The organism is Rhodococcus sp. NPDC003348 (genome assembly GCF_053589375.1).
The window spans coordinates 12,629-28,072 of the sequence record NZ_JBSFRT010000038.1; the positions used below are offsets into that span (position 1 = coordinate 12,629).

Below are 15,444 nucleotides of genomic sequence, written 5' to 3' on the forward strand. Positions count from 1 at the left end.
GAACGGTGCGATTCGCTCCGCAGGCTGCGCTCACAACTGCTGCCAACCCAGCCGGATCACCATGACCACGACCACCACCAGGAGCACGATCCGGATGAAGCCGGCTCCCTTCGCCAGCGCCATCCGCGCCCCGAGGACCGCGCCGATCACGTTGCACGCCGCCATCGTCAGCCCGAGAGCCCACCAGACGTTGCCGGTGACCGCGAAGTACACCAGGGCACCGACATTGGAGCCGAGGTTGATCACCTTCGCCATCGCGGCGCTACGCACGAACTCGGTGCCGAGCATCACCGCGAACGTGATGATCAGGAACGTGCCGGTGCCCGGACCGAAGAGGCCGTCGTAGAAGCCGAGTGCGCCACCGGCGACCAAGACGGTGGTGATCACCCTCAGTCGCGTCGGCCGGTGCTTCGCGAGGGTGGTGCCGACGGTCGGCCGCAGCGTCACGAACACCGCCACCGCCACCAGCAGCACCATGATGATCGGGATGAACAGGTCCTTGTCGATCAGCGACACCGTCGCCGCCCCGAGCGCCGAGAAGACTGCGGCGAGCAGCGCGGCGGGGACCAGCAGCCGCCATTCGAGCCGGACCTTGCGGGCGAACGTGACCACGGCGGCCGCGGTGCCGTTGACAGCCGTCAACTTGTTGGTGGCCAGCGCTTCCTGCGGCGTCATCTGCGGCATGGTCAGCAGGATCACCGACAGCAGGATCAGCCCGCCGCCGCCGACCACGGCGTCCACCCAGCCCGCGGCCATCGCCGCGGCCATCAGCACACCCCAGTCGGTCCACGGCACCAGGTCACCCAATCACAGACCCGGTCGCCACGTCGGTGCGGACGCACTCGGCCGATCCGTCAGGACGGTGCGCGGGGCAGCCTCAACACCAGCCGGACGCCGCCGAGCGGACTGTCCTCGAACCATGCGGCGCCGCCGTGCAACTGCGCCTGCTGACGGATCAGCGCCAGGCCCAGCCCTGAGCCGTCCGGCGCCGCGGTGGTGCCGCGGCGGAATCGTTCGAACAGCGCCTCACGCTCATCCGTCGGTACACCGGTGCCGTCGTCGGTCACCGCGATGTACACCGCGTCGCGACCGTCCCGGGCGCCGATCTCGATCACCCGCGCCCCGCCGTGCCGGACCGCGTTGGAGACGGCGTTGTCCACGGCCAGCCGCAGCCCCGCGGGCAGGCCGATGACCGTCAGTGTCGACGGCACGTCCAGGCCGATGTCCACCCCGCTGTGGATGCGGGTCGCGTCCTGCGCGGCTCGGTCCAGCAACTCGGCCAGATCGACCGGCACGAAGTCGGCACCCGACGTCAGGTCACCGGCCGCGAGCCGTTCCAGCGCACCGAGAGTGGCCTCCGCCCGCCGCTGCGTACGCAACGTGTCGGCGAGGATCTCCTGGCGGGTGGACGCAGGCAGGTCCATCGTCGTCGCGACCTCGAGATTCGTGCGCATCGCGGTCAACGGGGTCCGCAACTCGTGGGCGGACGCGGCCGCGAAGTCACGGGCCGTCTCCAGCGCAGACTTCGTGCGGGCGCGCTCGGCCGCATTGGCCTCGAGCAGCTGCCGCAGCGCCGCGGCCAGCTCCTCGGCTTCCTGCGCCCCCGACCCCTGTGGCGGCGGCGCCGCGGAATCGACGCCGAGCCGCCTCGTCTGTTCCGCGAGCTTGCGCAGCGGCGCGATCGCGACCCCGGCGAACAGCCACCCCAACGCGGCCGCCACGAGGACCGCGCCGACACCGACGACCACCGTCCACCGGTGCAGCCCGGCGATCGTCGACCGGGCCGGGGCGGTCGGCGCACCGACCGAGATCGTCGCGCCGAGCCCACTGATCACCTCGACCGTCCGCACACGGTAGTGCGTCCCGTCCACCGTCGAGTCACTCCAACCTGCCTGCGACGGCGGAAGTGTCGCGGCGGTCGTCGACACCACCAGCCCGCCCGCGCGCAGCGTGCCCGCGTAATCCGGTGGCAGCGGCAGCGGTCCCTGCAGGACCCGCAGGCTGGTCAGGTTCGCCGCCGTCACCTGGGTGACCGAATCGAGCTTGGCGTCGAACTGCGAGGTGATCTGGCGTTCGATACCGATCCAGGCGACCCCACCGAGCAGCAACACGACCAGCGCGGTCCCGAACGCTGCGGCCGCAGTCACCCGCAGCCGCAGCGAGACCGGTCCCCGGTGCGTGGTCATCCGTCTCTGAGGACGAACCCGACCCCGCGCACGGTGTGCAGCACTCGGGGTGCGCCGCCGAACTCCAACTTGCGCCGCAGGTAGCTGACGAACACGTCCACCACGTTCGTCTCGGTCTCGAAGTCGTATCCCCACACCGACTCGAGCAGGGTTTCCCGGCTGAGCACGATCCCACGATTCTCGGCCAGCGCCGCGAGCAGGTCGAACTCCCGCTTGGTCAGCTGCACCGTCGTGCCGTCGACGTCGACGCTGCGGCCCAACAGGTCGACCGTGAGCGGTCCGACGTGGACCGTCCCACCAGGGTGTGCGTCGACCGGACCCGGCCGCCGCCGCAGCAGGGCGCGGATCCGCGCGACCAGCTCGCCGAACTCGTACGGCTTCACCAGGTAGTCGTCCGCGCCTGCCTCGAGGCCCGCGATCCGGTCGCCGACCGCACTGCGTGCGCTCAGCACACACACCGGCACATCGTTCTTCATCGCGCGCAACGCGGTGACCACCCCAACCCCGTCGAGCACGGGGAGAGTGAGATCGAGCACGATCAGGTCCGGATCGTGCACGTCGACGGCACGCAGAGCGGCCGCCCCGTCCGCTGCCGTGCAGACCGCGAAATCGGACAGTTCGAGTCCGCGCCGCAGCGCGGTCAGGACGTCCGAATCGTCCTCGACGATCAGTACCTTGTGGACGGCAACCACTTCCTCATCTTGCAGTGCCACGCCCGTCAGCGCCGGGCTATGCGGCCTCGGCTGCCGGCTGGGGGTTCAGCAGGCACTCCACCGCGTCGGACCACTCGCGGAAACCTTCGGTCCACTGCTGCGCCGGTTCGGTGGCGAAAAACAGGACATCGACCTCGACTTCGGGCGTGGCACCGGGCAGCACGGATGCCATCCACCCGCGGCCGGGCTCGGTGACGAGCACCTCTCGGCAGTTCCGCTCATCCGCGACGATCACGGCCAGCCCTCGGCTGCGCAACTCGGCGGTGGTCGTGGTGATGCAGTGCCGATCCCGGCTCGTCTTCAGAATGTTCGACATGACGCCTCCCTGCCTCGAAACATCTTTCCCTTCAAGGATGTTCGATTACCGAAGAGCCTGTGACACAAGCTAGGTACGGAAGATGGGGGTTCGATTGCGGGCGATTGAGAACTTTGTGAGAGTCGGCGCCGCGCGTCAGAGCCCGAGCGCGGTCACGGCGTTGCCGTGCAGGCCCGCGTGCTGGCGCGAATAAAGGGCGATCATCCGCTGGTCGGTGTGCCCGCTCTGCGTCATGATCTGCTCGGCGCTGGCGGCGTTGCGGACCGCCTGGGTGACGAACCCGGCCCGCAGACTGTGCCCACCGAGCATCGCCACGAACTCCTCGGCGTACCCTGCCTGCCGGGCCCGACGCTGGATCATCGACGCGACAGCCTGCCCGGACAGCGCCGCCGCGCCGAGAGCGCCGGTACGGTGCACCCGGCGGAACAGCGGTCGCGCCACCGACTCCGGGGTCCCGGTGATCCCGCGGCAGCGGTGCTCGGCGTGGTCGTCGTCGGGGCCGGACAGCAGCGCGGCGACACCGTCCCGGCCGGTGCCGTCCCACCCGTCCACGACCTCCCGCCACCGCCAGTACGCGCACACCGGGCACGTCACCGCCGACGCCCCGTAGGGCAGGGTGACGGTGCGCCCGGCGGCCGCCTGGTCCGTCTTCGACCGGCGAATCGTCACGTAGAGCCCGTCGGCGCGGTGTGGCCGGACGTCGGAGACGAGCAGTCCCGCCAGCTCGGAACGGCGCATCGCCCCGGTCAACCCGATCAACAGCAGGGCCGAGTCCCGACGCTCCGCGACGCGGTCCGACCAGGATCCGGCCGAGGACCCGGCGCGCATCTTCTCGACGATGATCCGAATGTCGTCCGTCAGCAACGGTTCCCGGCGTGCGGGCGGGGTGGCGCGGGTGCGGGCGATGCCGCGCAGGATCTCCCGCACCGCGGCCGCCTGGCCCGGCTTCGGGTGCCCGGCGAGCGAGTGGATCGTGTTGATCGACGCCACCCACCGCGTCAGCGTCGACGGCGCGTACGCGGGCCGCCCGTCCGGCCGAACCTCCGTCGACTTCTCGGTGAGGAACCAGCCGACCAGTTCCGGGGTCGCCGGCAGCGGGCGCTGCCCGACGCGTCCGCACCAACGGGTGAAGATCGTCCAGTCGCTGATCTGCGCGGCACGCGTGTTTGCGGACACCGACTCGGCCCGCAGTCGCTGCATTGCCGCCGCGACGTCCTCGGGAACCGGGGTCACCGTCGACGGCAGTGCGCCCGACCGCACCGGCGAGTCGCCGGCGCCGCCCATCCCATCCCACTTCTCTGGTTCGGCGGCGATCGTCACCTCGGTGACGATACGGGTTCGGGGTGACACGTGAGGGGAGCGTGCGGTCGCGTGGTGCGGGGTCGGTCAGCGGGCCGGAAATTCGTTGGACGAGCCTCGACGTCGGTTGATAGCGTCCGCGAGACCGTGACATCACGCCAGGAGGTGAGACCCATGAACGCAGTAACCATGTGGGTGCTCCCACTCGTGTTCACGGTTCGGCGACCGGCGTAGGTGTCGCCGGGAGCGCCTCGACAACAAGGCACTCCCGAAAGGCAACACCATGCACTTCACCTCTGAGACATCGTCGAACGGCGTCGTCGAACGACACTTCACCCTCGATTACATCACCGGCGTGCTCTGGTCGCCCACATCCGGAACCGTGGGCGCACCACTGCTGCTGTCGGGGCACAGCGGCGGCATGCACAAGAAGGCCCCGGGGTTGGTGGCAGGCGCATTCCGCAGCGTGACCACCGACGGCTTCACCGTGGCAGCCATTGACGCGCCCGGACACGGTGACCGCCCGCGAAACCACCAGGATCAACGGTGGGTCGAGGCGATCCACCGTGCCCGGGCATCGCGCGAGCCGATCGCCCCGATCGTCATCGACTACAACCTGTCGCTCGCAGAGCGTGCGGTACCGGAATGGCAGGCCACCCTCGATGCACTCCAGGCGCTGCCCGAGATCGGCGCCGCAGCGCCGATCGGCTACGGCGGCATGACCTTGGGCGTGGTGACCGGACTGATGTTGACGCCGGTCGAACCCCGGATCGCCGCTGTGAGCTTCGGCGGGGTCTTCGTGACCGACAGCCTGATCGAGGCGGCGAGAAGGATCACGGTCCCGGTCGAGTACCGGATCCCGTGGGACGACGGCGAACTCGACCGCGCGGCAGGGGTCGCGTTGTTCGACGCCTTCGCCTCGAAGGAGAAGACCCTGCACGCCCACCCGGGCAGGCACTACCAGGTGCCGGACCACGAGCGAGAAAGCTCGGCCCGGTTCTTCGCCCGCCACCTCGGCCGGGCCGCCGCGGCGTAGGAGTGACGTGACCGGTGTCGGAGGCCGACACCGGTCACGTTCCTGCCGGTCAGGGCCCGGGAAAGCACGTGGTTGTCGCGTCCGAACCGGACGTCGAGCCTGGTGATACGGCTCAAATTCGAGCGCTGGTGCGTCACAGTGACGTTTCGGGCTGCGGTAAGTGGATGCAGTCCCGGCGATCTCGACCCGAGCGGGGAGCACCCGCGTGGGACATCCCGGGGGAATGGTCGCCGAGGTCGCGTTGACGTGTGTCAACGGTGGACTGCGCCGGCGCCCACACTCTCGGAGCAGTCGGTCGCCATGCAGATGCGTGGCGCCACTGTCCGCGGGCCCACTCATCCCACCGGTTTCGGACCGGGATTTCGGCGGCGTTCGGCGCGAGATCGAGCCCGACTTGTAACTCACCATAAGTGGGGATTATGACGATCAAGAATCGCTGTTTCATTTCTTTCGATGTTACGTATCCTGAAACGTAACGTAATAAAAGCCAATCTGGAGGGTGACGCCGTGACAACCGAACCGAACGAGAACGACGCGGCACAGGCCGGCGCCGCCGACGAGTCCCGGCCGCGACCGGGCCGGCCCCGCAAGTACGCGAGCGACGCGGATCGGGTCCGAGCGTTCCGAGCTCGACAGAAAGCCAAGGGCCAGGAGATCGATCTCGAAGCGGTCGCGACCGCCACCCCGAGCGAGGCGGTCGGCACCCTCGAACGCACCCTGACCGAACTGCGGACGGTCAGTGACGGCGCGCTCGAGCAGTTCTCGCTCGCGGCCCGTCAGATCACCGCCGCGGTCGACCGGCTGGCCGACCCCGCGGCACTCGACGGCGCACTGCACCGCGCGAACGTCGAACTCGCCCAGACGAAGGCCAAGTACGAGACCGAGTTGGCGGAGCTGCGCGCGACGCTCGACGCGGCCGTCGACGATCGCGCCAACGCGGACGCCGCCGTCGAGGCGGTGGACGCCGAACTGGTCGACGCACTGAGGGCTCACCGGGCCGAGGTCGAACAGCTCACCGTCGACCACCGGACCGAGATCGAGGACCTCGAACGGTCCCACCGAACCCGATTGGGGGAGACCGCCGAGCAGATCGCGGCGCTGGAGGTTGACCGCGACACCCGACTGTCTTCCGCCGCGGCCGAGATCAACGCATTGCGAACACAGCTGCGCGAGTCGGATTCGCGTGCCGAGTCCGCCGAACAGCGGGCCGCGGTCGCCGAGCTCGCGGCGACCGCCGCCCAGCAGCGCGCCGTCGAGGAGAGCGAGACCGCCGCCCGCCACCTCGCCCAGGTCACGGCGGTGTCCGACCAGCGCATCGTGGATCTCCGGTCGGCCGCGGAGAGCGCGGCGACGGCCGCGGCGACCACGATCACGCGGCTCGAGCAGTCGGTCGAGCACGAACGCGCCGCCGCGGTCGACGCCCGGATGCGACTGGACACCCTCCGCGACGAACTCGAACGGTCCCGCGTCGAGGCAGGTCAGGCGCGCACCGCGGAGGCTGCGCTCCGCGATCAACTCGCCGCTCTCCGGGCAGCGCCGGCCGAGCCGGACTCACGCGCCTCGGACTGAGACCGGCGGCGTGATCATGCCGGTCGCGGCGCCTGATCGCTCGCACCGGCGGTGGATCCGCGACTTGTCGGAAGGCAGACTCACCTGTGGCATTGCCGTCGCTGACGTGGACATCTGAGTCGAGTGCCCGGACTTGCAGCGCGAATGGGGCAGAAGTCCTTCTACATCGTGAGACGAATCGGTGTCTGCGGGCCTTCCCTCAGGTGGATCTGACGCCGTGTTTGACGATGGTGGAGACGGACAGGTTCAGCGGGGCAAGTGGCGCGGTTAGCTGTACTGACCGGAGACGTTGATCGAGTGCTTCACTCACCTTGGCCATTCACGGGTCTTGCTGTCGCCGGGGGGATTCCGATCTCGTCGATGCCATGACCGCTGCAGGCAATCTTGGTGGTACTGGCGTGCTCGACACGGGACACGAGGAACCACCGCATATCGCTGCGCAGCCTGCACCAGCCGATCAGGTACCACTGGCCGTTCCTGGAGGCGAACATCACCGGCTCGACGTCGCGGGTGGTCGTGTTGCCGCCACGAGAGGTGTAGCGGATACGCGCCACCCGTTGCTCGGCCATCGCTTCCTCCAGCGCTGACTTGATCGTGCGCCGAGTAGGCGGCGCGTCGACCCAGACGCGACTGGCCAGCTCATCGGCCTTCGTCCGGGTCAGCGGATCGAGGACGTCCATGATCTTCCGAACGCCGGCCAAGGCGAGATCGGCGTAGGGTGCATCGGGTGCAGCAGAGACTGCCGCGAGTAGCGCCACCGCCTGCACCGGGGTCAGGCTGACCGGTGGCAGGGTGCCTCGGGCGACCAGCCCGTAGCCCCCTCCGGGGCCCGGGCGCGACCAGATCGGCGCACCACTGTTCTCGAGTGCGGCGAGGTCTCTCTTGACGGTCCGCACGGACACGCCGAACTCGTTTGCCAGTCGTTCGGCAGTGCATCCACGCGGCCCGCTGCGTCTCAGCATCTCGGACAGGGCGTGGAGCCGCTCCGTTCGCTTCATCCCCCACCCCGGCAGAAAATCATGTCAGAAATGGTGACATACTCTTGTCCTAGAGGCTTGAGAGCATCGTGGTGTGACGAACAATGCGAGCAGCCCGACCATCGTCCTGATCGCTGGCCATTGGCTAGGTGCTTGGGCATGGGACGAGGTGCGCGAACACCTGACCGCTGACGGCTGGCGAACCATCCCGATGACGCTTCCCGGCCTCGATGAGCGGGACCCCGAGCGGGCGTCCAGGACGCTCGATGACCAGGCGACGGCGATCGAGCAGACTATGACCCAGGCTGAGGCTTCCGAGGCCCAGCCGGTAGTCATCGTGGCGCACAGCGGAGCCAACGCGCCGGTTAGCCTTGTGCTCGATCAGCATCCTGAACTTGTCCGCCGAGTGGTGTGGGTCGACAGTGGGCCCGTCGCGTCCGGCAGTGTCTTCGCCCCGGATGCGCCCGAGGATCTGAACGAGTTTCCCCTGCCGCCCTTCGACGCGCTCGGGGAGCAGGCCAGTCTTGAGGGCCTGAGCCCTGAGGCTCTCGAGCGGTTTCGAGCCAGGGCCGTTCCAGAACCCGGTCCCGTGCTACGCCAGCAAGTGGAACTCACCAACGATGCGCGTCTGGCGGTCCCGACCACTCTGGTGTGCTGCTCGATCCCGAGCGCGCAGATAGTGGAGCTGGCCAACGCGGGTCATCCCATGTTCGCCGAGGTGTCAAACCTCGACCATGTTGACCTCATCGACCTCCCGACCGGGCATTGGCCCATGTGGAGCCGCCCCGGCGACCTCGCCCACATCCTCGCCGCAGCAGCGACTTCCCCAGCCAACTGAACCGCAGACAGATCTGAAGAGGGCCAGCCGAAGCGGCTGGCCCTCTTCCATTCCCGAAGGATCTCATGACACACCCAAATGCCGCACTCACCCCAAGACACCGCCTCAAGGTCGCCCGTCTCGTCGTAGAGGAGGGGTGGCCGATCAGCGAGGTCGCCGCCCATTTCCAGGTGTCCTGGCCGACTGTGAAGCGCTGGGTCGATCGCTACCTCGCCGGCGAGCCGATGCACGATCGCTCCTCGCTGCCGAGAACATCGCCGAACAAGACGAGCAAGGCCGTGACGAAGCGATGTGTGAGCCTGCGGATGCGGCTGCGCGAAGGCCCGGTTCAGCGCTTTCACCGCACTATGGCCGACGGATCGGCCTACGCCCGCTGCTACACCTCAGAACAAGAGCGGCGGGGAGCACTTGGGGCGTGGTTGCACCAGTACAACCAGCATCGCCCGCACACGGCGTGCGGCAACCAGCCGCCCTTCTCACGATTGATCAACCTCCCCGGGGCAGTACAGCTAGCCGGTGGTCTGGCCTTCCGGGAAGTACGCGGCGGCAGCAACGCAGGCGACGCTGCCAACCGCAATCGCCGGCCACAGATCGATGCCGGTCAGCCCGATCAGCACCAAGGCAACCACTGCGAGCACGGCGATTGCCAGTCCGGTTGCCCCGGCGAACAGCACACGGAGTCGGACCGGTTTTCTCGGGGGACGACCGTGAGCGGCGAAGCGAAGGACAACGTTGCCGATCCCGACCGCCACCGCTCCCAGGACAGCGCCTGCGGGCAGGGATGCGCAGACCCCAATCGTGATGGCCCACAGCTTCGATCCGACATCAGGGCCGGCGAACTGCAAGGCGAGCCACGTACCTACAGCAGCCCCACATACCAGTGGCCAGGCCATCGCCCGGGCTTGCCACCGCTCCTGGGTTGGCTCGGCAGGGTCCGGGCCAGCCATCATGGGTGTCTCTCGTTCGTCTCGATGCGACGGGGCCCGATACTCATCGACACACCCTATCCATCCAGGGGTACCGAGACTTGTCCCGCGGATGGAGTCGGACGCTCGTTCGGTGTCCTGTTCGACGATGGTCGCGTCGGACGGTTCGCGGTCGACGACAAGGGCGTCATTGCCGGGTATGGGTCTTCGAGATACGCGAGGGCGTCGGGGTCGGCGTTGCGGGTTGGCCAGGCGGGTGCTCACCCGGATCGGCTGGTGGTCCCATCACCTCTGGTGGTCCCGTCACGTCCGCGCCGTCGAGCATTGTCACGGTTGATGTCGAGCCGAACACCCTTGTACACCACTGTGTACGGCACATCGTCGTCGTTGTCCGGGTCGCCCGAGTCCGCGGGATCCGGCAGTTCCGCCATCTCCTCGATGACGATCTGTGCTCGCGCCGCACCGGGATCGAACATCTCCTGAAACGGCCCGACGAACGTTCCCCCGAGCCCGCGGTGCTTCGCCCGGATGGCTGCCCACCCGAACAGCGCCAACGGTCCGATCGTGGCGATCAGCAGAAACAAGTCCCCGCCCATGCCCGCGAGCGTAGCGATGAACTCATCCGCTGGCGGCACACTCGAAGCCGAACCGGCACGGCAGGTGATCGTGCGACGGGAATTTCTTGTCGGTCTGCGGTGCTTGGCGATAGTGACCGGCACGGCTCCACATTCGGAGCCGACGCCGGCCCGGTGGGTGAATCACGAAGGAGAAGGAATGTCCGACACGCGTAAGGCGATTCTGGCAGGCGGATGCTTCTGGGGCATGGAGGACTTGATTCGCAAGCAGCCGGGTGTGGTGTCGACACGAGTCGGCTACACCGGAGGGCGCAACGATCACCCCACGTATCGCAACCATCCGGGTCATGCGGAGGCGGTGGAGATCGTCTACGACCCCGCACGAACGGACTACCGAGCGCTGCTGGAGTTCTTCTTCCAGATCCACGATCCGACGACGGAGGATCGTCAGGGCAACGACATCGGGACCTCGTACCGTTCGGCGATCTTCTACCTCGACGAAGATCAGAAGCGTGTCGCCGTGGACACCATCGTCGATGTCGAGGACTCGGGGCTGTGGCCCGGCAAGGTGGTGACCGAGGTGACCCCCGCGGGCACCTTCTGGGAGGCGGAGGCCGAGCACCAGGACTACCTGCAGCGTTACCCGGACGGCTACACCTGCCACTTTCCGCGACCGGACTGGAAACTGCCGAACCGCCGAGCCACCACCTGAGCCTCACCGGGTGTCCTGCCGGCGCGCGGCGATCGCGCCGTGCGGCCGGTGGCCGGTCCCCGTTCGTGTATGTGTCTCGACCACCTCGAAGCCTGCCGTGACCAACTCCTCGCCGAGTTCGGCCACCGGCCACCGATGGGCAGTGGTCACGGCATGGTCGAAGCTCCCTACGGTTGCTCCTTCGAAGAAGCCCACCAGCAATCCTCCGCCCGGCCGGATCACGCGTGCGAACTCGGCGAGTGGCGTCCGGATGTCCTGCGGACTGTGGTGAATGAGGGAGTACCAGGAGAGCACGCCACCCAGTGATCCCGTCGCGGCGTCCAGTGCCTCGAAGCCGCCGACCTCGAAGGACAGGTCCGGATACTGCGTACGCGCGCGGTCGATGAACTCGGGAACCAGATCGATCCCGCGCGCGGCCAGTCCGCGCTCGGCCAGGAAGTCCGTCCACTGTCCCGGGCCACACCCGGCGTCGAGCACGGGACCGGTCAGGGTGGCGGCCCAGCTGCTCACCAGGGCCCGATCGGACGGGTGTGTCGAAGCGATGCTGCCGAAGAGATCCACGTACTCCTGGGACCTGGCCGAGTACGACGCTCGGACGGTGTCGTCTCGCGGGGCGCTCGTGTTCTTCATCCGTCAAGGATCGTCGATGCGGTGCCCGCAGGGGATGCGGTGGTGACACGCCCGACGTCTGTCGGCGAGCCGGAGGGGGAGTGGCGTGCGGCCGCCGCATGTCACGGCAGGAAACGCGCGGCCGGCGGCGTGCTCGGCGGCGGTCGGCTGCACCGGCAGCGGGCCGCGGGTCGGGCAGGATCGCAACCGGAACCCAACCGGACGAAGAGGACACCCGTATGCGCGTGATCACCCGCGCCGCACTCGTTGCGGCAGCGTCGATTCCACTTGCCGCCGCCGCTCCTGCGCTGGCATCTGCGGCTGCCGCAGGCGACGTCAGCTACAGCTACACGGTCAACGGATCGACCGTGACGAACACGATCACCAACAACTCCGGTGCGACCCTGACCTGTGCCACGTCGCTCGCGGCCGCGCCGGGCGGGGTGTTGCCGCCGGTCGCGGACGTCATCGCCGGCGGTCAGACCCTCTACGACGCGGGCGAGGTTCAGCCGGGGGTGTCGACCCAGGTCGTCTCCGACGTCCCGGACGGCACCTATGTCGTCCTGGCCACGTGCGGACGCCACGACGACGACCCGACCATGTGGGTCTCGGCCTACCCGGGCGTCGAGGAGTACCTGGCGGTGTTCCCGGCCACCACGTTCACGGTGGAGCAGGCCTCGACGGTGGTGTCGATCCCCTCGACACCACCGGCAGCAGGCCTGCTTCCGGACCTCGGCGCGATCTTCAGCAGCTGACCGCGCCCGGCCTCACGGGGCGGCGAGGGGCTCGACCGTCCCGTCGGAAACGCGATGGCGCCGACGGCTCGGCACCATCGCGGTCGGGTGGGAGACGCCCCACGCGGCGCCCGCACAGACGAACTCCTTGATCCGGGCGGCGGTGCGGCCGGTGACGGCGGTGGGCGTGGCCCGGTCGTCGGGGGTCACCCGCTGGATGATGCCGTCGCGGCGACCGAGGCTGATGCACTGGATGTTGTATCCGATGGTCGTCTCGGGAACCTTGCGACCGGTCAGACGGGCGGCGAGGGCGTCGGCGGCGAGCCATGCCATCGGGATTCCGGAGGCACAGGACATCCGCAGGGGCGTGCCGCCGGCGCCGTCGGCGAGTGCCGCGTCACCGACGGCGTAGACGTCGGGGTGCGAACGCGACCGCATCGTGGCGTCGACGACGATCCGCCCGCCCTCGGACACTTCCAGGGTGGTGGCGGCGGCGATCGGGTGCACGGCGAAACCGGCGGTCCAGACGGTGACCTCGGCGGGGATCTCGCCGGCCGCGGCGGTGACCACCGCGTTCGCCTCGACGCGCGTGACGTCGGCGTGCTCGTGGACCGTGATGCCGAGTCGGTCGAAGACGTTGTGCAGGTGGCGCACGGCCTTGTCGCTCAGCCAGTCACCGACGCCGCCGCGGGCGACGATCGCGACCTCGAGGTCCGGATGGGCCTCGGCGATCTCGGCGGCGGCCTCGATTGCGGTCAGGCCGCCGCCGACGACGACCACCGTCCCACCCGGATTCAACTCGGTCAGGCGGGCCCGCAGCCGCAGCGCCGCCCGCTTCCCGGCGACGTCGTGTGCGTATTCCGTGACACCCGGGACGCCGTGGTCGGCGGCGGTGCTCCCCAACGCGTAGACGAGGGTGTCGTAGGTGAGCGTCTCGGCACCCTGCTCGGCGGTGACGTCGACGGTGTGACGGTCCACATCGACTTCGGTGACCCGCGCCGTCCGGACCTGCACCCCGGTGCCCGCAAGGATGTCGCGCAGCGGGCGGTGCGGCAGGTCCTGTCCGCTCGCGAGTTGGTGCATCCGCACCCGCTCGACGAACTCGGGGTGGGCGTCGACGAGTGTGATCTCGACGTCGTCGCAATGGATCCGCTTGGCGAGGCGTCCCGCCGTGATCGTTCCGGTGTATCCGCCCCCGAGAATGACAATGCGGTGCTTCATGGCTCGCTCCTGTCCGGTTGAGTGTCACTCCCTGAACCGGACAGCCGGGCGATCCCTGACAGAACCGAACTGTGATCTGGGTCACCAGATCTCGACGAGGGGGCGGTGAGGCCCCTCGGCCGCCCACTGGCGCGTGATGCGCTCAAGCTTCTCGGGGTTGACCTGGGTGCGGATCGCTGCGACCCCGTCGGCGGTGGCCTCGAGGCAGAGGACTCCGAGGATCCGCTCGTCGACCTCGACCAGCACGGCGGGGCCGCCGTTGACGACGACGGCGTGGAGCGCCGGCCTGCCGCCGGCCTGGGCCCGCCGGGCGTCCGTCGGCCGGAACAGGCCGCGCAGGAACCGTGCGATACCGAGCGCACCGACGATCGGGGTCTTGCGGGCCGGGATCCGGCCTCCACCGTCGGCCACACTGACCGCGTCGTCGGTGAGCAGTCGGATCAGCGGCTCGGTGTCGCCGCTGAGTGCCGCGGTGAGGAATTCCTCGACGATCTTCGTCGCAGCGACCGAATCGACCTCGGTGCGGGGCCGGTCCGTGGTGACATGCCCCTTGGCGCGGCGGTAGATCTGCTGGCAGTTCGACTCGGTGAGGTCGAGGATCTCTGCGATCTCGCGGTGTGGGTACCCGAACGCCTCCCGCAGCACGTACACCACGCGCTCGTTGGGCGACAGTCGCTCCATGAGCGTGAGGATCGCCATCGAAACCGACTCACGCTGGACGGCGGTGTCGGCCGGACCGAGCATCGGGTCGCCCGCCAGGAGCGGCTCCGGGAGCCATTGCCCCACGTAGGTCTCGCGTCTGGCCCGCGCCGAGGTGAGCTGATTGAGGCAGAGATTGGTGAGGACCTTCGTCAGCCAGGCCTCGGGCGTCTCGATTCGCTCTCGGTCGGCCGCGTGCCACCGCAGAAACGTCTCCTGCACCGTGTCCTCGGCATCCCCGGCGGACCCGAGCAGCCGGTACGCGATCGCCTCCAGGCGGCCCCTGGAGCTCTCGAACAGATCGGCCTCGCGGTCGGTGAGCGACATCACCACATGGTCGGGGACGCGTGCCCGTCACGTCCAGCCGGCCAGGTGTGCGCGCCGGATTCATGTTCCGGAGCGGTCCGGGAGAAAATCGGACGTCCCGGACGTTGAACGGGCAGGGTTTCGACCGAAAGGACCGACATGTTCCTGGCACTTTTTGTGCTGTACCTCGTGGTGGAGATCGGGGCGGTGGTCTGGATCGCATCCATGATCGGGGTTGGGTGGACGATCGTGCTCTTCGCGGTCTGCTGGGCCATCGGACTCGCGCTCGCCTTCTCGCAGTTCCGCTCCGCCTTCGGTCAGTTCGTGCAGGCCGGCCGCGGGACCGGTTCGGTCGACCGCGCCATCGTCGACGGCGCACTGGTCGCCGCCGCATCCATCCTGCTGATCGTGCCCGGACTGGTGACCGGTCTGATCGGGCTGTTGCTCGTGCTCCCGCCGACGCGGCGCCTGCTGCGCCCGGTTGCCACGCTGCTCGGCGGCAAGCGGCTGGCCGTGATCAGTGCGACCGGCATGGCCGGGGCCGGGGTCTACTCGCGCATGCGCCACCGCACCGTGGTCGACGGCACCGTCGTCGAGGACGTCATCGTCGAGACCGGCCCGGAAGCGAACACCACGCGGATCGTCGATCCGCTCGCCATCGAGGGCGAAGTCATACTTCCCGATCCCGGTGCGAACCGTCCCGACGGCGGGCGGGCAGACTGACGTCC

General features: G+C 68.8%; 16 protein-coding genes. 7 read left to right on the plus strand and 9 right to left on the minus strand.

Annotated features, from left to right (window positions below; translation table 11 throughout):
• Positions 1-30: 30 nt before the first annotated feature.
• From ACWDU4_RS21680 to ACWDU4_RS21700, 5 genes are all read right to left on the minus strand, one after another.
• The gene (locus ACWDU4_RS21680; RefSeq protein WP_450115985.1) at positions 31-795 is read right to left on the minus strand and encodes a TSUP family transporter; all 765 of its coding nucleotides are present in this window, start codon (positions 793-795) and stop codon (positions 31-33) included.
• A gap of 59 nt (positions 796-854) precedes the next feature.
• Positions 855-2,186 carry a sensor histidine kinase gene (locus ACWDU4_RS21685; protein ID WP_450115986.1) on the minus strand — a complete coding sequence of 444 codons (1,332 nt, stop codon included), beginning with the start codon at positions 2,184-2,186 and terminating at the stop codon, positions 855-857.
• Complete coding sequence (locus tag ACWDU4_RS21690) at positions 2,183-2,893, minus strand: response regulator transcription factor (RefSeq protein ID WP_450116009.1); 711 nt, start codon at positions 2,891-2,893, stop codon at positions 2,183-2,185. Before ACWDU4_RS21690 ends, ACWDU4_RS21685 begins: the two co-directional genes overlap by 4 nt.
• 22 nt (positions 2,894-2,915) lie before the next feature.
• Entirely contained in the window at positions 2,916-3,215 is a 300-nt protein-coding gene (locus ACWDU4_RS21695; RefSeq protein WP_450115987.1) for a hypothetical protein, read from the minus strand.
• Between the two features lie 135 nt (positions 3,216-3,350).
• On the minus strand, positions 3,351-4,415 hold the full coding sequence (locus tag ACWDU4_RS21700) for a tyrosine-type recombinase/integrase (RefSeq protein WP_450116010.1): 1,065 nt from the start codon (positions 4,413-4,415) through the stop codon (positions 3,351-3,353).
• A 382-nt stretch (positions 4,416-4,797) separates the two neighbouring features.
• Between ACWDU4_RS21700 and ACWDU4_RS21705 the strand changes: the two genes are divergently transcribed.
• Positions 4,798-5,550 (plus strand): alpha/beta hydrolase, encoded by a 753-nt coding sequence (locus tag ACWDU4_RS21705; RefSeq protein ID WP_450115988.1) that lies wholly within the window; start codon positions 4,798-4,800, stop codon positions 5,548-5,550.
• A 507-nt stretch (positions 5,551-6,057) separates the two neighbouring features.
• Entirely contained in the window at positions 6,058-7,119 is a 1,062-nt protein-coding gene (locus ACWDU4_RS21710) for a hypothetical protein (protein WP_450115989.1), read from the plus strand.
• Between the two features lie 302 nt (positions 7,120-7,421).
• Here the strand turns inward: ACWDU4_RS21710 and ACWDU4_RS21715 are convergent, their stop codons facing one another.
• The gene (locus tag ACWDU4_RS21715) at positions 7,422-8,117 is read right to left on the minus strand and encodes a helix-turn-helix transcriptional regulator (protein WP_450115990.1); all 696 of its coding nucleotides are present in this window, start codon (positions 8,115-8,117) and stop codon (positions 7,422-7,424) included.
• A gap of 73 nt (positions 8,118-8,190) precedes the next feature.
• Here ACWDU4_RS21715 and ACWDU4_RS21720 point away from each other — a divergent pair, with 73 nt between their 5' ends.
• The 3 genes from ACWDU4_RS21720 (at position 8,191) to msrA (ending at position 11,147) form a co-directional block, all read left to right on the plus strand.
• Positions 8,191-8,934, plus strand: a complete 744-nt coding sequence (locus ACWDU4_RS21720) for an alpha/beta fold hydrolase (RefSeq protein WP_450115991.1) — start codon at positions 8,191-8,193, stop codon at positions 8,932-8,934.
• 65 nt (positions 8,935-8,999) lie between these two features.
• Positions 9,000-10,343 carry a helix-turn-helix domain-containing protein gene (locus ACWDU4_RS21725; RefSeq protein WP_450115992.1) on the plus strand — a complete coding sequence of 448 codons (1,344 nt, stop codon included), beginning with the start codon at positions 9,000-9,002 and terminating at the stop codon, positions 10,341-10,343.
• A gap of 291 nt (positions 10,344-10,634) precedes the next feature.
• Positions 10,635-11,147 carry a peptide-methionine (S)-S-oxide reductase MsrA gene (gene msrA, locus ACWDU4_RS21730; RefSeq protein WP_450115993.1) on the plus strand — a complete coding sequence of 171 codons (513 nt, stop codon included), beginning with the start codon at positions 10,635-10,637 and terminating at the stop codon, positions 11,145-11,147.
• Positions 11,148-11,150: 3 nt separating this feature from the next.
• On the opposite strand, the gene ACWDU4_RS21735 is transcribed toward msrA, so the two are convergent.
• Positions 11,151-11,777, minus strand: a complete 627-nt coding sequence (locus ACWDU4_RS21735) for a class I SAM-dependent methyltransferase (protein ID WP_450115994.1) — start codon at positions 11,775-11,777, stop codon at positions 11,151-11,153.
• A gap of 218 nt (positions 11,778-11,995) precedes the next feature.
• Here ACWDU4_RS21735 and ACWDU4_RS21740 point away from each other — a divergent pair, with 218 nt between their 5' ends.
• Positions 11,996-12,511, plus strand: a complete 516-nt coding sequence (locus ACWDU4_RS21740; protein ID WP_450115995.1) for a hypothetical protein — start codon at positions 11,996-11,998, stop codon at positions 12,509-12,511.
• 12 nt (positions 12,512-12,523) lie between these two features.
• Here ACWDU4_RS21740 and ACWDU4_RS21745 read toward each other — a convergent pair whose 3' ends face one another.
• Together ACWDU4_RS21745 and ACWDU4_RS21750 are read right to left on the minus strand one after the other, a co-directional pair.
• Positions 12,524-13,711, minus strand: a complete 1,188-nt coding sequence (locus ACWDU4_RS21745; RefSeq protein ID WP_450115996.1) for an NAD(P)/FAD-dependent oxidoreductase — start codon at positions 13,709-13,711, stop codon at positions 12,524-12,526.
• An 81-nt stretch (positions 13,712-13,792) separates the two neighbouring features.
• Entirely contained in the window at positions 13,793-14,737 is a 945-nt protein-coding gene (locus tag ACWDU4_RS21750; RefSeq protein ID WP_450115997.1) for an RNA polymerase sigma-70 factor, read from the minus strand.
• A gap of 138 nt (positions 14,738-14,875) precedes the next feature.
• Here ACWDU4_RS21750 and ACWDU4_RS21755 point away from each other — a divergent pair, with 138 nt between their 5' ends.
• Positions 14,876-15,439 (plus strand): FxsA family protein, encoded by a 564-nt coding sequence (locus ACWDU4_RS21755; protein WP_450115998.1) that lies wholly within the window; start codon positions 14,876-14,878, stop codon positions 15,437-15,439.
• The last annotated feature ends 5 nt before the right edge of the window (positions 15,440-15,444 follow it).

What these genes read in the sequence shown, in the direction of transcription:
- ACWDU4_RS21740 (WP_450115995.1), top strand. Translation starts at nt 11,996, where the DNA reads ATGCGCGTGATCACCCGCGCCGCACTCGTTGCGGCAGCGTCGATTCCA.
- ACWDU4_RS21725 (WP_450115992.1), top strand. Translation starts at nt 9,000, where the DNA reads ATGACACACCCAAATGCCGCACTCACCCCAAGACACCGCCTCAAGGTC.
- ACWDU4_RS21735 (WP_450115994.1), bottom strand. Translation starts at nt 11,777, where the DNA reads ATGAAGAACACGAGCGCCCCGCGAGACGACACCGTCCGAGCGTCGTAC.
- ACWDU4_RS21695 (WP_450115987.1), bottom strand. Translation starts at nt 3,215, where the DNA reads ATGTCGAACATTCTGAAGACGAGCCGGGATCGGCACTGCATCACCACG.
- ACWDU4_RS21750 (WP_450115997.1), bottom strand. Translation starts at nt 14,737, where the DNA reads ATGTCGCTCACCGACCGCGAGGCCGATCTGTTCGAGAGCTCCAGGGGC.
- ACWDU4_RS21685 (WP_450115986.1), bottom strand. Translation starts at nt 2,186, where the DNA reads ATGACCACGCACCGGGGACCGGTCTCGCTGCGGCTGCGGGTGACTGCG.
- ACWDU4_RS21755 (WP_450115998.1), top strand. Translation starts at nt 14,876, where the DNA reads ATGTTCCTGGCACTTTTTGTGCTGTACCTCGTGGTGGAGATCGGGGCG.
- ACWDU4_RS21745 (WP_450115996.1), bottom strand. Translation starts at nt 13,711, where the DNA reads ATGAAGCACCGCATTGTCATTCTCGGGGGCGGATACACCGGAACGATC.
- ACWDU4_RS21715 (WP_450115990.1), bottom strand. Translation starts at nt 8,117, where the DNA reads ATGAAGCGAACGGAGCGGCTCCACGCCCTGTCCGAGATGCTGAGACGC.
- msrA (WP_450115993.1), top strand. Translation starts at nt 10,635, where the DNA reads ATGTCCGACACGCGTAAGGCGATTCTGGCAGGCGGATGCTTCTGGGGC.
- ACWDU4_RS21700 (WP_450116010.1), bottom strand. Translation starts at nt 4,415, where the DNA reads ATGCAGCGACTGCGGGCCGAGTCGGTGTCCGCAAACACGCGTGCCGCG.
- ACWDU4_RS21705 (WP_450115988.1), top strand. Translation starts at nt 4,798, where the DNA reads ATGCACTTCACCTCTGAGACATCGTCGAACGGCGTCGTCGAACGACAC.